Genomic DNA, 14,012 nt, shown 5'->3' with positions numbered 1-14,012 from the left:
GGGGGGGGGGCCGGCCGGGGGGGTGCCGGGGGGGGGGGGGGGGGCACCCCCCGCCCGCGCCTCTGCCACGGAGAGGTCCTCGCTTCTGCCACGGGGAGGACCTCCCCGCGTCACACCCGGTGCCGGGCGTCGAAGTGGGCGGATTGTGTGGTCAGTTTGGCGAGCAGGTCGATGAGGGTGTGCAGTTCGTCCTCACTGAGCGAGCCTGCCCATTCCTGTTCGCGCTCGTTGTGCGCCCGGAAGGCGGACGTGATCGCCTCCCGGCCGGCATCGGTGAGGCGGAGCTGGACCGCGCGTCCGTCGTAGGGCGCGCGCTCCTTGCTGACCAGGCCGTCCTTCTCCAGCGTGGCCACCAGGGCCGACACGGCCGCGCGGCTCATGCCGGACAGCTCCGCGACCTTCTTCGCCTCGGCCGGCCCCGCGAGCCAGATCGCGAACAGCACCCGGAAGCCGGGCCACGACCAGCCGCGCGGCCGGTGCACGGTCGACTCCAGGTCGTACACGAGCATGTTGGCGGCCCGGTGGAGCGTGAGCACCATGCGCATCGCGAGCGGATCGACACCTGGCAGTTCCCGGCCGGCCCGCTCGACGGCGTGGTCGATGAACGACCAGAAGTGCAGATGCTCGGCGTCGGGCTGTTCCTGGGTCACACCCGGAGTGTAGGCTCCCCAAATAATAAAAGCTTTGATTACAAGCTTTGATCTGGATATCTGCCGCTCTGTTCCCCCGCCCCACGGAGCCCCTTCATGTCCCGAACCCTCGGCCCGCCCGGTCCGGGTGCTCTGCGCGCCTGCATGGCACGGTTCACCACCGGCGTCACCGTGGTGACGTACGACGGTGACGACGGTCCGCGCGGCGCCACGATGAACTCGTTCACGTCCGTCTCGGCCGACCCGCCCCTGGTCCTGATCAGCGTCGCCCGCCGGGCCCGCTGCCACGGCCAACTCCTCGGCCGCCCCTTCTGCGTCAACATCCTCGGCGCCGAACAGGAGCCGCTGGCACGGCAGTTCGCCGGCCTCCAGGGCGCCGCCGAACCCCGCTGGGCACCCGACGCCCGCGTCCCCCGCCTCGACAACCCGCTCGCCTGGATCGAGTGCGAGCCCTGGCAGTCCTACGACGGCGGCGACCACACCCTCCTCGTCGGCCGCGTCACCGACCTCGGCCATCGCGACGGCGATGCCCTCACCTACGTCTGGAGCCGCTTCGGCGCCGCCACCGAGTCGGCCGACGGCATCGAACACCTCATCTGACGCCCCCGATCCCGCTGTTCACACCCTCAGGAGAACCAGCGCCATGCCCGCACGCACCGGCAAGGAATACCTCGAACGGCTCGCCACGTCCCGCCCTACCGTCCACATCCAGGGCGTGACCCTCACCGGCGGCGTCCAGGACCACCCCGCCTTCCGCAACGTGGTGCGCACCTACGCCGAGTTGTACGACCTCCAGCACTCCGACGAGCACCGGGACACCCTCACCTACACCTCCCCCACCTCCGGCGAGCCCGTCGGCACCTCCTTCCTCACCCCGAGGACGCCGGAGGACCTGGTCAAGCGCCGCCAGGCGTTCAAGGTGTGGGCCGACCACAGCAACGGCATGCTCGGCCGCACCGGCGACTACATGAACAGCTCCCTGATGGCGCTCGCCTCGGCCGCGGACTGGTTCGCCCAGGCCAACCCCGAGTTCGGCGAGAACATCCGGCGCTACTACGAGAAGGTCCGCGAAGAGGATCTGCTGTGCACCCACACGCTGATCCCGCCGCAGGTCAACCGCGCGGTGGCGGGCACCCAGCAGGCGGGCGGCAAGCTCGCCGCGCGCATCGTGAGGGAGGACGACAACGGCGTCGTCATCCGCGGCGCACGCATGCTCGCCACCATCGCGCCCTTCGCCGACGAGATGCTCGTCTTCCCCTCCACCGTGCTGCGCGGCACCCCCGAGGACAAGCCGTACTCCTTCGCCTTCGCCGTCCCCAACGACACCCCGGGCCTGCGCTACGTCGCCCGCGAGCCCCTCGACTACGACCGCCCCCGCCACGACCACCCTCTCGCCTCCCGTTTCGAGGAGTCGGACTGTGTCGTGGTCTTCGACGATGTGCATGTGCCCTACGAGCGGTGCTTCGCCCTGGGCGACGCCGAGTTGTGCAACGGCTTCTACGCGCAGACCTCGTCCGTGGTGCACATGACCCACCAGGTCGTCACGCGCACGACCGCCAAGACCGAGTACATCCTCGGCCTGGTGTCGCTGCTGACCGAGGCGATCGGCATCGAGCAGTTCCAGCACGTCCAGGAGGACATCGCCGAGATCATCGCCGCGCTGGAGATGCTGCGCGCCTTCCTGCGCGCCGCCGAGGTGGACGCCGAGGTCAACGAGTACGGGGTGCTCACCCCGGCCTTCGCCCCGCTCAACGCGGCCCGCAACCTCTATCCGAAGCTCTACCAGCGCTTCCCGCAGATCCTGCGGAAACTGGGGGCGTCCGGGCTGATGGCGACTCCGACGGAGCTCGACATCGACGGGCCCGCCGCCGACGACATCGAAGCCTACCTGCAGTCCGCGACCCTGACCGGCCCCGAGCGGGTCAAGCTCTTCCGGCTGGTGTGGGACACCTGCGTCTCGGCCTTCTCCAGCCGCCAGGCGCTGTACGAGTACTACTTCTTCGGCGACCCGGTCCGCATGGCCGGCGCGTATGTGAAGTCCTACGACCGCGATCCGTACAAGGCCAGGGTGCAGGCGTTCCTCGACCGCTCCTGACGCGGAACGAAACAAAGGCGTGGCGGGTCCATCGGGCCCGCCACGCCTTTGTGCTGAGTGTCCGTCAGCAGCCGCAGCTCGCCGCGCGCGGGGTGGCGGCGGCCAGTGCCATCGCAGTGGTGGCGGTGCCGGTGGACTCCTGGTCCAGCAGGATGCGGCCGTTGACCATGTCCTTCATGACCTTCATGAACAACTGCGTGTCGGAGGTGCCGACGACGAACGGGTTGTCGGCGCTGTCCGGCGCACCGCGCAGCTCCTCCAGGCGCTCCAGGCCGTGGTCGCAGAACGCGTGGTTGCTCAGTTCGACGTCCACCGCGGCCCGCTTCATCCGGGAGCTGAAGCTCTGGGCGGAGGAGAGGTAGGTCTGCTTGTCCGCGGTGGCGGTCGGCAGGCCGGTCCCGCCCCACAGCATCGCGGTGTGGGCGGTGCCCTGCCAGTGGACGGGGAAGATCGGGGAGACGCTGCCGGGTGTGTGGCCCGGCGTGTAGTGGAGCGTGATGGTGGTGTCGCCCAGGGTCAGTTCCTGGCCGTCGGTGATGTCGATGTCGCGGGTGGGCGCGTTGGCCGGCTTGCTCGCGGCGAGCGTGTCCCAGTCGGCCGGCGCCATCATGACGCGGGCGCCGTACGTGTCGGCGAGGTACTGGGCGCCGCCGAAGTGGTCGCCGTGGCCGTGGGTGACGACGACGTACTTGATCGTCGCCGGGTCGGCTCCCAGGGCTTTGAGGCCCGGCACGAGGGTCTGCTGGGCGTCGGTGGGCGAGGTCAGGGCGTCGATGAGGATGATGCCGTCCGAGGTGAGGATCGCCGTGGCGGACACCCAGCCGACGCTCACCACCGCGACGTCGTCGAATATCTTCAGCGGCTCGGGCGCGGTGGGACGCGGCACGGTGAAGCCGGAAGCGAGCGCGGCGACGAGGTCGGTGAGGATGGGGTTGTCACCGCACCGTTCGGCAGCCCGGTCGAAGTAGTCCTGTGCGGTGGAGGCGGCCGCGGCGTCCGCGGCACCGGCGAACTGCCCGCGCATCAGCGTGCCCGCGCCGACGGTGACCGCCGCGGCGGTGCCGAACTGCCAGAAGCGGCGCCGCGTGAGGGACCTGTGGCGGGGGCCCTGGGTCGTGCCGGTCGTCGGGTCGTTCATGGGGGGAGCTCCTTGCGATCGGGGACGGGGAGACAGGGGACGGGGACTGTTTTCGGGATGCCGAAGAGGTCCCCCCGGCCTGTCGGCCGGGGGGACAGATGATAGGTCAACTAGCTATGGGGCCAGCGAGTCAGCGGTGCCTCAGGCGTTGACGGTGGCCTGCTCGTCCTGCTGGTCCGTCACGGCGTCGCCGAGCGGGACGTCCTTGCGCTCCTTCACGAAGAAGGACGTGGCGAGGCCCACGACGGTGACGGCGGTGAGGTAGACGGCGACGGAGTAGACGGTGCCGGTGCTGGTCTGGAGGGCCTCGGCGATCATGGGGGCGAAGGCGCCACCGAGGACGGCTCCGATGGCGTACGACAGCGCGGCACCGCTGTAGCGGACGGCGGTGGGGTACATCTCCGAGAACAGGGCGGCCTGCGGGCCGTAGGTCAGGCCCAGACCGACGCTGTACAGGACGAGGGCCAGGACGATCAGGCCGGGCTTGGCCGTGTTGAGCAGGGCGAAGAAGGGGAACATCCAGGCGAGCTGGATGACGAAGCCGATCTGGTAGACGCGGATGCGGCCGATCTTGTCGGACAGGATGCCGCCGATCATGGTGCTGGTCAGCCAGACGGCGGCGGCGACCATGACGCAGATCAGGATGGTCGTCTTGTCCATCTGGAGGTGGTTCACCGAGTAGGCCTGGACGTAACCGCCGGTGGTCATGTAGCCGACGGCGTTGTTGGCGGCGAAGAGCAGCGCACCGCCGATGACGAGCGGCCAGTGGCTCTTGAACAGCGCGGCCAGCGGGGTCTTCGCGTCGTTGCCGGTCTTCTTCAGCTCCCGGTAGACGGGGCTCTCCTCGACCTTGCGGCGGATGATGAAGCCGGCGGCGACCAGGCCGACGCTGAGCAGGAAGGGGATGCGCCAGCCCCAGGCCAGGAACTGCTCGTCGCTGGTGAGGGCGGTGATCAGGGCCAGGACGCCGTTGGCCAGCAGCAGGCCGAGAGGGGCGCCGAGCTGGGGGAAGGCGCCGAAGCGGCCGCGCTTGCCGGTGGGTGCGTGTTCCACCGCGATCAGGGCGGCTCCGCCCCACTCGCCACCGGCGGACAGGCCCTGCAGGATGCGCAGGAAGACCAGGATGATCGGGGCGGCCATGCCGATGGAGTCCCGGGTGGGCACCAGGCCGATGAGGGTCGTGGCGGCGCCCATCAGCACCAGGGTGGCGATCAGCATGGCGCGGCGGCCGAGCCGGTCACCGAGGTGGCCGGCGAGGGCCGCGCCGACCGGCCGGAAGAAGAAGCTGATGCCGATGGTGGCGAAGGAGATGATCATCGAGTCTTCGCCGAAACCCTGGAAGAACAGCTGGTTGAAGACCAGGCCGGTGCTCAGGGCGTAGATGAAGAAGTCGTACCACTCGATGGTGGTGCCCGCCATGGCGGCGAGCGCGACCGTGCGGTGCTGGCGGCCGAGTGCCGTTGAGGGTTGGGACATGGCACGTCCGATTCGTAGTCGGGTCATCGTTGGCCCGGAGCGGAAGGGTGAGCGGATGGGGGGTGGGGACAGAGGGTGGGGGTGGCCGTGCGGGCGCCCGGGGTCGGGGCGTGGGGCCGCAGGGAGGGGTCAGACGGCGTAGTCGGGGGCGATGCGGTCGATGCGACGGCGCAGCGCGGTGAAGAGGGTCCGGCCCGCCTGTGTGCGGTCGCCCATCTGGAAGGATTCCCTGGTCGAGCGCACGGCCGCGTCCAGAGTCACCGGCATGAGCGGCTCGCCGGACGACTGGGCGGCGAGCTGGATCTCGCAGGCCCGCTGCAGCGTCCACAGCGCGGAGAACGCGGCGGGCAGCGTCGGGCCGAGCGCAAGGAGACCATGGTTGCGCAGGATCATCAAGTTCCGCTCGCCGAGGTTGGCCACGAGGCGCGGCTTCTCCTCCGGGTCGACGGTGACGCCCTCGAAGTCGTGGTACGAGACCATGTCGTGCAACTGGGCGGCGTAGAAGTTGTCCGGGTCCAGCCCGCTGCGCAGGCAGGCGACGCCGGTGCCGGCGGTGGTGTGGGTGTGCATGATGGCGTGCGCGTCGGGCCGGTTGGCGTGGATCACCGAGTGGATCAGCAGACCCGCCTCGTTGATGGGCCATTCCGAGTCGGACAGGATGTTCCCGTCGAGGTCGATCTTCACCAGGTTCGAGGCGGTGACCTCGTCGTACATCAGGCCGAACGGGTTGATCAAGAGGTGCCCGTCCTCGCCGGGCACCCGCACGGTGATGTGGTTGAAGACCATTTCGACCCAGCCCAGGTGGTCGAAGATCCGGTAGCACGCGGCCAGTTCGAGCCGCGCCTGCCACTCCGCGTCACTCATGCCCACGGGCTTTGTCGTACGCGTCCGGGTGTCCAGAACGGTCACTGCTGTGCTCCTTGATTGCTTCACGGGCCTCGCCGCTGTGAAGAGGCGTGCCTCGGTGTCCAGGAGCATGGGCGTGCGAGTACCCGACAGCCAATGTCGAGACATCCATGAAAAGTCATCGCTCACTGTTTGATCCGACATCAGGCCTGCGTCAGTGCAGCCAATTCAAGGGTCAGCAGCAGGCGCCGAGTGGGGTCGGCAAGGGAAATCCCGAACAGCTGCTCGGCTCGCCGCAGCCGCAGCCGCAGCGTGTTCTGGTGGATGTGCAGTTCGCCGCTGGCCGCGACGACATCACCGAAATGCCGGAGATACGCGAGCAGCGTGGCCGTGTACTCGGTGTCGTGCTCGGCGTCGTGCGCCCGCAGGCGTTCGGCGATGCCGGTGCGCAGTCCGGCGTCCCCGCGCACGGCGCCGACGAGCCGCCGCAGCACCAGCTCCGGCCTCAGGTCCTCGGTGCGGTAGGCGCCCGGATCCGCGCACTGTTCCCGTAGGTGGTCCAGCGCCGCGTCGATGTCACGACGGGCTCTGAACAGCGGGGAGAGCGCGCCCACGGTCGGTGAGCTGACGGCGACGAACGAGCGGTGCAGGCTGTGCCGGGCCCGGTCCAGGAGGTGGTCGAGGAGCACGCCCGTGGAGACGGGGCCGGCGCCCGCGGTGGGCAGCAGGACGTAGACGCGATCGCCGAGCAGCGCGGCAGCCGGCTCGTAGCCGAGGGAGCGACCGTCGAGGACGGTGAGATCCACAAGCCGCAGCAGCGCGGCGCGGCGCCGGGCCGCGGCACCGGCGTCGGACGCCTCGTCGCCCTCTCGTACGACCTCGCTCATGCCGACCAGCACGCCGGGAAGGCAGACGCCGTCGGGCAGATCGCTCTGCGCCGACCGGCCCTCCAGCACGGAACGCAGCGCCCGGTCACGGCTCTCCTGCTCCGCGTCCACCTGACGGCGCAGCGCCAGCATGTGCAGAGCCGCGACCCGGGCCGCCTCCTGGAGGGTGGGTCCGCACTCGGGCAGCGGGGCGTCGTCGGGAAACGCGACCCACAGGGAACCGAGCACGTCCTCGCCCGCGCGGATGACCACCGCCATGCGCGGCTGGTTCCCGGGCCGTTGGTGGCGTGCGACCGTGTCGCTCGTCCAGACCTTGCGGTCCAGGTGGTCGGGGATCGCGTCCTCGGGCACCCGCCTGCCCAGGATGCCGCGCCGCCGCGTCTCGTCGATGGGCTGGTCCGGGAGGTTCGAGTAGGCGACGATGACCTGCTGGGTGTCCATGATCGCCACGGCTCCGCCGACGATCCCGGCGACCGCGTTGGCCAGGGAGAACAGATCCCCTCCCGTCGGTGAGCCGCCGTGGTCGGAGTCCGCCGCGCGCGCGGCGAGGACCGTGGTGACCAGGCGCTGGACCCGCGTCCACGGCATCTGCGGGTTCACGGCCAGCACGGGGACCCCGGTGCGGCGGATCCGGGCCAGTGGCTCCTCGGCCACGGGAACGTCACACTTGACCGCGAGCGCGCACGACGTGTCCGCCGCGGTCCGGAGGGCGGAGTCCAGCGCGTCGAGGTCCGCGATGTCCACGCCGGCACCGAGCAGCAGGTGTCCGGACGCGGTCGCCCGCACGACCTCGTGCGAGTCCAGCAATTCGACGCCGGCAACCCGCGGTTCGGCCTCGGCTCCCTCCGAAAGCACGCTGACGACGTCGTCCTGCAGAGCCTCGACCAGTTGCCCGAGGAGCATGGCGGTCATGCGTTGTCCTCCCGTCCGGGAAATAAACATGGATGTCGGAACCTACATCAGCAGGTACCCACGAGTGTAGGTGCGGACATTGCCGCCGTCTGCGCCGCAGCGCATGCTCACTGCCATGGGACATCGGATCACCATCGTCGGGCCGGGCGCCGTCGGCGCCACCCTTGCCACGGCGTTCGCCGCGTCGGACGCCGCGGTCTCCCTCCTCGGCAGGCCTGGGCCGCACCTGGAGGCCATCGCCGCGCAGGGGCTCGCCCTGCGCGGGCAGCAGGAGGGAACCGCGCAACGCCACTGGTTCTCCACGGCGAACGATGCCGGGCGGCTCCCCGTCCCGGATCTGGCCGTCCTCTGCGTCAAGAGCCAGCATCTGCTGCCGGCGGCCCGTTCCGTCCGGCCATGGATCGAGCGCGGCACAGACGTCCTCGTCGTGGCGAACGGCGTCCCCTGGTGGCTGCCGTCCACGGCCGAGGTCACCGGGGAGGACCCCGTCCTGCACTCGGTCGACCCCGACGGAGAGCTGCTGGACCTGCTGCCCGCCGAGCGCGTGATGGCCGGCGTCGCCCACTTCAGCAGCATCGTGGACGGCCCCGGCGAGGTGACGCACGTCAGCGGTGACCGGCTGATCATCGGTGACCCGGCGGGCGGGATCTCCGACCGTGTCACGGGGTGCGCCACGGCTCTCGCCGCGGGCCCGATCCGCCCGGAACCCAGTGCGGACATCCGCCGGGACATCTGGGAGAAGCTGCTGGGCAACGTCAACCTCAACCCGGTCAGCGCGCTCACCGGCGCCACCGTCCTGGACATCCTCGACGCCCCGGACGTACGGCAGGTCTGCGCCGCCATGTTCGAGGAGACCGCCGCCGTCGGCGCCGCCCTGGGCATCAAGAGCGCCATGACGGCCGACGAGCGTCTCGACATCGCCCGCAGGCTCGGCGCGTTCCGCACCTCCATGCTGCAGGACGCCGACCGCGGCCGGCCCCTCGAGCTCGATGCCCTCGTCGGTGCCGTACGCGAACTCGCGCGCCGCACCGGCGTCCCCTCCCCCTCTCTCGACGCGGTGCACGGACTGCTCGCCCTGCGCGAGCGCGTCCGCGGCCACGCCCAGACGCCCGGCACCTGAAGGAGCCCCGTGCCACACCCCCTGGGGAACGCCCCATCGAAGATCATCGCTGTCCATCTGAACTACCCCAGCCGGGCCAGGGAACGGGGGCGTGCCCCGGCCCACCCCTCCTACTTCATGAAGCCGCCCTCGTCGCTGTCCGGCACGGACGAGCCGATCGTCCGGCCGGACGGCTGCGAACTGCTCGGCTTCGAGGGCGAGATCGCGCTCCTCATCGGCGCCCGCGCACGGCATGTGACGCCGGAGGACGGCTGGTCCCACGTGCGCTGGGTGACGGCCGCCAACGACGCCGGCGTGTACGACCTGCGCTACGCGGACCGCGGTTCCAACGTCCGCTCCAAGGGCGCCGACGGCTTCACACCGATCGGCCCGCGACTGCTCGACAGCCGCCTGCTCAACCCCGACGCCCTGCGGCTGCGGACCTGGGTCAACGGCGAGCTGGTCCAGAACGACACGACCGACACGCTGCTGTTCCCCTTCGGGCAGCTGGTCGCCGACCTGTCCCGCCTGGTGACCCTGGAACCCGGTGACGTGATCCTCACCGGCACCCCGGCGGGCGCCTCGGTGGTCTCCCCCGGCGACGTGGTCGAGGTCGAGGTCAAGGGCGGCGGGCTGTCGACCGGACGGCTGCGCAACACGGTCGCCGCCGGGCCCTCATTGGAACCGTACGGCGCGATGCCCAAGGCCGACCCGGCCGAACGGGACGCCGCCTACGGCACCGTCGGGCCGCTCCTCGACCCCGAGCTCGAAGCGGGCCTGAAGTCGGTGGCGGTCGCGACCCTGAGCTCGCAGCTGCGCGGCCGCGGCCTGCCCCACATGTCCATCGACGGGGTACAGCCGCTGCGGCCGGGCTCCGAGAACATGGTCGGCGTCGCGCACACCCTGCGGTATCTGCCGCTGCGCGAGGACCTGTTCAAGCGGTACGGCACCGGCATGAACGCCCAGAAGCGGGCGATCGAGGAACTGCGCCCGGGACACGTCCTCGTCATGGACGCCCGGCGCGATGCGAGCGCCGGCACCATCGGCGACATCCTCGCCCTGCGGGCGGTCAAGAAGGGCGCGGCCGGAGTCGTCACCGACGGCGCGGTCCGCGACAGCGCCGCCGTCGCCGACCTGGGCCTGCCGGTCTTCGCGGCGGGCAACCACCCGTCCGTCCTGGGCCGTCGGCACGTCCCCTGGGACACCGGCGTGCCGATCGCCTGCGGCGGCGCCCTCGTCCAGCCCGGCGACCTGATCGTCGGTGACACGGACGGTGTGGTCGTCGTACCCCCGGACCTGGCCGCCGAGTTGGTCGCGGACTGCCGGGAGCAGGAGCGGCAGGAACGCTTCATCGCCGAGCAGGTCGCCGCGGACGAGAGCATCGACGGCCTTTATCCGCTGGGCGCTGCCTGGCGGGACGTATATGAGAACTGGTGCAAGGGAGAAACACAGTGAAGTTCCGCAGCGACCCGTCGACGATCCGGGGTTCGATCGCCCCGGTCGTGACGCCCTTCACCGCCGAGGGTGCGGTCGACCACGACAGCCTGGCCGGGCTGATCCGCTTCCAGTTGGAGAACGGCACGCACGGCATCTCGCTGGGCGGGTCCACCGGTGAGCCGAGCGCGCAGAGCGTGGCCGAGCGGATCGCGGGGATGCGGACCGCGGTCGAGGTGATCGGAGACCGTGTCCCGTTCATGCCGGGCACGGGCTCGCACAAGCTCGACGAGACCCTTGAGATGACCGCCGCCGCCCAGGACCTGGGTGCGGACGCGGCCCTCGTCATCACCCCTTACTACGCGCGCCCCACGCAGGAGGCGCTGTACGAGTGGTACGCGCGGGTGGCCCGGGAGTTCCCGGACATGCCGATCGTCGCCTACAACGTGCCCTCCCGCACGGCCGTGGACATCGCGCCGGAAACGGTCAGGCGGCTGTTCACGGACTTCGACAACTTCGTCGGGGTCAAGGAGACGACGAAGGACTTCGAGCACTTCTCCCGGGTGCTGCACCTGTGCGGACGGTCGCTGCTGGTGTGGTCCGGCATCGAACTGCTGTGCCTGCCGCTGATGGCGCTCGGCGGTGCCGGTTTCGTCTCCGCCGTGGCCAACCTGGCGCCGAACGCGGTGGCGCGGATGTACGAGCTGTGGGAGGCGGGCGAGTTCGACGCGGCCCGTGACCTGCACTACCGACTGCACCCGCTGGTGGACCTGCTGTTCGTCGAGACCAACCCGGCGCCGGCGAAGTGGGTGCTCGCCCAGCAGGGCCGCATCTCCTCCGCGCACGTCCGCCCGCCGCTGACGTCGCCCACCGAGGCGGGTCTGACGAAGATCCGCGCGCTGCTCGCCGAGGGCGGCGACCTCACCGCACCGATCGGAGCCTGACCATGACCATCGAGAACCTGCCCTCCGACATCCGGCACTGGATCGGCGGCGAACTGGTCGACAGCGCCGACGAACGCACCTTCGACGTCTCCGACCCGGTCTCCAACTCCGTGTACGCGCAGGCCGCGCGGGGTTCGGCGGCCGACGTGGAACGTGCCGTGACGGCGGCGCGGACCGCCTTCCCCGCCTGGTCCGGGATATCCAACCGGGAGCGCGCGAACGTGCTCCACCGGATCGCGGACGCGGTCGAGGCGAGCCACGAGCGGCTGGCCGCCTTCGAGACGTACGACACCGGCCTGCCCATCACCCAGGCCAAGGGCCAGGCGCGCCGCGCCGCGGAGAACTTCCGCTACTTCGCGGACGTGATCGTCGCCCTCGGCGAAGAGGCGTTCCGGCAGGGCGAGGACCAGTTCAGCTATGTCGTGCGCGTCCCCGTCGGGGTCGCCGGGCTGATCACGCCGTGGAACACCCCGTTCATGCTGGAGAGCTGGAAGCTGGCCCCTGCCCTGGCGTCCGGGTGCACCTTGGTGTTGAAGCCGGCCGAGTGGACCCCGCTGTCCGCCTCGCTGTGGCCGGAGATCTTCGCCGAGGCCGGTCTTCCGGCGGGCGTGGTGAACATCGTGCACGGCATCGGCGAGGAGGCCGGCCAGGCGTTGGTCGACCACCCGGACGTGCCGCTGATCTCCTTCACCGGCTCCACCGACACCGGCCGCCACATCATCCGCTCCTCGGCCGAGCATCTGAAGACGACGTCGATGGAGCTCGGCGGCAAGTCACCGGCCATTGTCTTCGCCGACGCCGACCTCGACGCCGCCCTGGACTCCGTGGTGTTCGGCGTGTTCTCCCTCAACGGCGAGCGCTGCACGGCCGGTTCGCGGGTGCTGGTCGAGCGTTCCGTGTACGAGGAGTTCACCCGCCGCCTGGGCGAGCGCGCTGCCAACGTCCGCGTCGGCGAGCCGTCCGACCCGGCCACGGAGGTCGGCGCTCTCGTCCACACCGAGCACTACGAACGCGTCCTGAACTACGTCGAGATCGGCAAGAAGGAGGCCCGGCTGGTCGCGGGCGGCACCCGCCCCGACCACCTGTCCGAGGGCAACTACCTCCAGCCGACGGTGTTCGCGGACGTCGAGCGCGACGCCCGTATCTTCCAGGAGGAGATCTTCGGCCCGGTCGTCGCCGTCGCCCCCTTCGACACCGAGGAAGAGGCGATCGAGCTGGCCAACGCCACCCAGTTCGGTCTGGCCGCCTACATCTGGACGTCCAACCTCAAGCGCGGCCACCGCATCGCGCACGCCGTCGAGTCCGGCATGCTCTGGATCAACTCGCACAACGTCCGTGACCTGCGCACTCCGTTCGGCGGGGTCAAGGCTTCCGGCGTCGGCCGCGAGGGCGGCGCCCACTCCATCGACTTCTACACCGAATCGAAGATCGTCCACGTCGCGCTCGGCGATGTCCACACGCCCCGCTTCGGAGCCACCTCGTGACCGCCCCCCACCCCGACGCCCCCGACGTCATCCGCTCCGCGTACGCCCAGCTCGCCGTCACCGACCTGGCCGCCTCCCGCTGGTTCTGGGTCGACATGCTCGGCTTCCATGTCCAGTACGAGGACGCCGACACCCTCTGTCTGCGCGGCAGCGACGAACTCACCCACCATTCCCTGGTGCTGAGGCACGGCGAGCAGCCCGCGCTCGATCACATCGCCTACCGGGTGCGCACCCCGGAGGACGTCGACAAGGCCGAGAAGTACTTCACCGAACTCGGCCGCCCCGTCAAACGCGTCACGAAGGGCCAGGGCACCCCCGGTGTCGGCGACGCCGTCCGCGTCATCGACCCGCTGGGCTTCCCCGTCGAGTTCTTCTACGACATCGAGCGCGCCGAACGCCTCATCCAGCGCTACGACCTGCGCCACGGCGCCGAGGTCGCCCGCCTGGACCACTTCAACATCTGCACCCCCGACATCCCGGCCGCCCACGCGCACTACCAGTCCCTGGGCTTCGGCTGTTCGGAGACCATCGAGGGTGACGAGCACGAGCTGTACGCGGCGTGGATGTACCGCAAGCAGACCGTGCACGACGTCGCCTTCACCGGCGGCGCCGGGCCCCGTCTGCATCATCTCGGCGTCGCCACCCACGAATCCCACCAAGTGCTGCGCGCCGCCGACCTGTTCGGCTCGCTGCGCAAAGAGCACCACATCGAGCGCGGCCCGGGTCGGCACGGCGTCTCCAACGCCTTCTATCTGTATCTGAGGGACCCCGACGGTCACCGGGTGGAGATCTACACCTCCGACTACTACACAGGCGACCCCGACCACGAAACGTATCGGTGGAACGTCCACGACGATCGCCGCCGGGACTTCTGGGGCAACGCCGTCATCGAGTCCTGGTACAAGGAGGCCACCCCCGTCCTCGACCTGGACGGCGCACTCCTGCCGGTGACCGACGGCCTGCTCGACGAGTCGGCCGTGCAGGTCGGCGCCGACGGTCTCGGCTGACCGTCGGTCCGGCGGGGCAGACCCTCCCCACCCGCACTGC

At 70.4% G+C, this 14,012-nt stretch carries 12 protein-coding genes; 7 read left to right on the top strand and 5 right to left on the bottom strand.

Annotated elements, in window-relative coordinates; translation table 11 throughout:
* Window positions 1–110 precede the first annotated feature (110 nt).
* Complete coding sequence (locus ACIRF9_RS50475; RefSeq protein ID WP_403837166.1) at window positions 111–650, bottom strand: MarR family winged helix-turn-helix transcriptional regulator; 540 nt, start codon at window positions 648–650, stop codon at window positions 111–113.
* A gap of 96 nt (window positions 651–746) precedes the next feature.
* Between ACIRF9_RS50475 and ACIRF9_RS50470 the strand changes: the two genes are divergently transcribed.
* Together ACIRF9_RS50470 and hpaB are read left to right on the top strand one after the other, a co-directional pair.
* Window positions 747–1,250 carry a flavin reductase family protein gene (locus tag ACIRF9_RS50470; protein ID WP_403837165.1) on the top strand — a complete coding sequence of 168 codons (504 nt, stop codon included), beginning with the start codon at window positions 747–749 and terminating at the stop codon, window positions 1,248–1,250.
* 43 nt (window positions 1,251–1,293) lie between these two features.
* The gene (gene hpaB / locus ACIRF9_RS50465; protein ID WP_403837164.1) at window positions 1,294–2,745 is read left to right on the top strand and encodes a 4-hydroxyphenylacetate 3-monooxygenase, oxygenase component; all 1,452 of its coding nucleotides are present in this window, start codon (window positions 1,294–1,296) and stop codon (window positions 2,743–2,745) included.
* 64 nt (window positions 2,746–2,809) lie between these two features.
* Here the strand turns inward: hpaB and ACIRF9_RS50460 are convergent, their stop codons facing one another.
* The 4 genes from ACIRF9_RS50460 to ACIRF9_RS50445 form a co-directional block, all read right to left on the bottom strand.
* Complete coding sequence (locus ACIRF9_RS50460; RefSeq protein WP_403837163.1) at window positions 2,810–3,883, bottom strand: MBL fold metallo-hydrolase; 1,074 nt, start codon at window positions 3,881–3,883, stop codon at window positions 2,810–2,812.
* A 141-nt stretch (window positions 3,884–4,024) separates the two neighbouring features.
* Entirely contained in the window at window positions 4,025–5,359 is a 1,335-nt protein-coding gene (locus ACIRF9_RS50455; protein WP_403837162.1) for an MFS transporter, read from the bottom strand.
* A gap of 129 nt (window positions 5,360–5,488) precedes the next feature.
* Window positions 5,489–6,268, bottom strand: a complete 780-nt coding sequence (locus tag ACIRF9_RS50450) for a class II aldolase/adducin family protein (protein ID WP_403837161.1) — start codon at window positions 6,266–6,268, stop codon at window positions 5,489–5,491.
* A 140-nt stretch (window positions 6,269–6,408) separates the two neighbouring features.
* Window positions 6,409–8,004, bottom strand: coding sequence for a PucR family transcriptional regulator (locus tag ACIRF9_RS50445; RefSeq protein WP_403837160.1), 1,596 nt, complete (start codon window positions 8,002–8,004; stop codon window positions 6,409–6,411).
* A gap of 115 nt (window positions 8,005–8,119) precedes the next feature.
* Between ACIRF9_RS50445 and ACIRF9_RS50440 the strand changes: the two genes are divergently transcribed.
* From ACIRF9_RS50440 to hpaD, 5 genes are read left to right on the top strand one after another with little or no spacing between them, the layout of a single operon-like run.
* A complete protein-coding gene (locus ACIRF9_RS50440) occupies window positions 8,120–9,124 on the top strand; it encodes a ketopantoate reductase family protein (RefSeq protein WP_403837159.1) in 1,005 nt (334 codons plus the stop codon).
* A gap of 9 nt (window positions 9,125–9,133) precedes the next feature.
* Window positions 9,134–10,558 (top strand): fumarylacetoacetate hydrolase family protein, encoded by a 1,425-nt coding sequence (locus tag ACIRF9_RS50435; RefSeq protein WP_403837158.1) that lies wholly within the window; start codon window positions 9,134–9,136, stop codon window positions 10,556–10,558.
* Complete coding sequence (dapA, locus tag ACIRF9_RS50430) at window positions 10,555–11,481, top strand: 4-hydroxy-tetrahydrodipicolinate synthase (protein WP_403837157.1); 927 nt, start codon at window positions 10,555–10,557, stop codon at window positions 11,479–11,481. Before ACIRF9_RS50435 ends, dapA begins: the two co-directional genes overlap by 4 nt.
* A gap of 2 nt (window positions 11,482–11,483) precedes the next feature.
* Window positions 11,484–12,965: a 5-carboxymethyl-2-hydroxymuconate semialdehyde dehydrogenase gene (hpaE, locus tag ACIRF9_RS50425; protein ID WP_403837156.1), complete on the top strand. Its 1,482-nt coding sequence runs from the start codon at window positions 11,484–11,486 to the stop codon at window positions 12,963–12,965.
* Window positions 12,962–13,972 carry a 3,4-dihydroxyphenylacetate 2,3-dioxygenase gene (gene hpaD, locus ACIRF9_RS50420; protein WP_403837155.1) on the top strand — a complete coding sequence of 337 codons (1,011 nt, stop codon included), beginning with the start codon at window positions 12,962–12,964 and terminating at the stop codon, window positions 13,970–13,972. The genes hpaE and hpaD overlap by 4 nt, the downstream gene beginning before the upstream one ends.
* Window positions 13,973–14,012: the final 40 nt, after the last annotated feature.

The organism is Streptomyces sp. NPDC096132 (assembly GCF_044763345.1).
Lineage (GTDB): Bacteria > Actinomycetota > Actinomycetes > Streptomycetales > Streptomycetaceae > Streptomyces.
The sequence above is the reverse complement of the archived record's forward strand: the minus strand, read 5'-3'. Positions and strand labels throughout refer to the sequence as shown.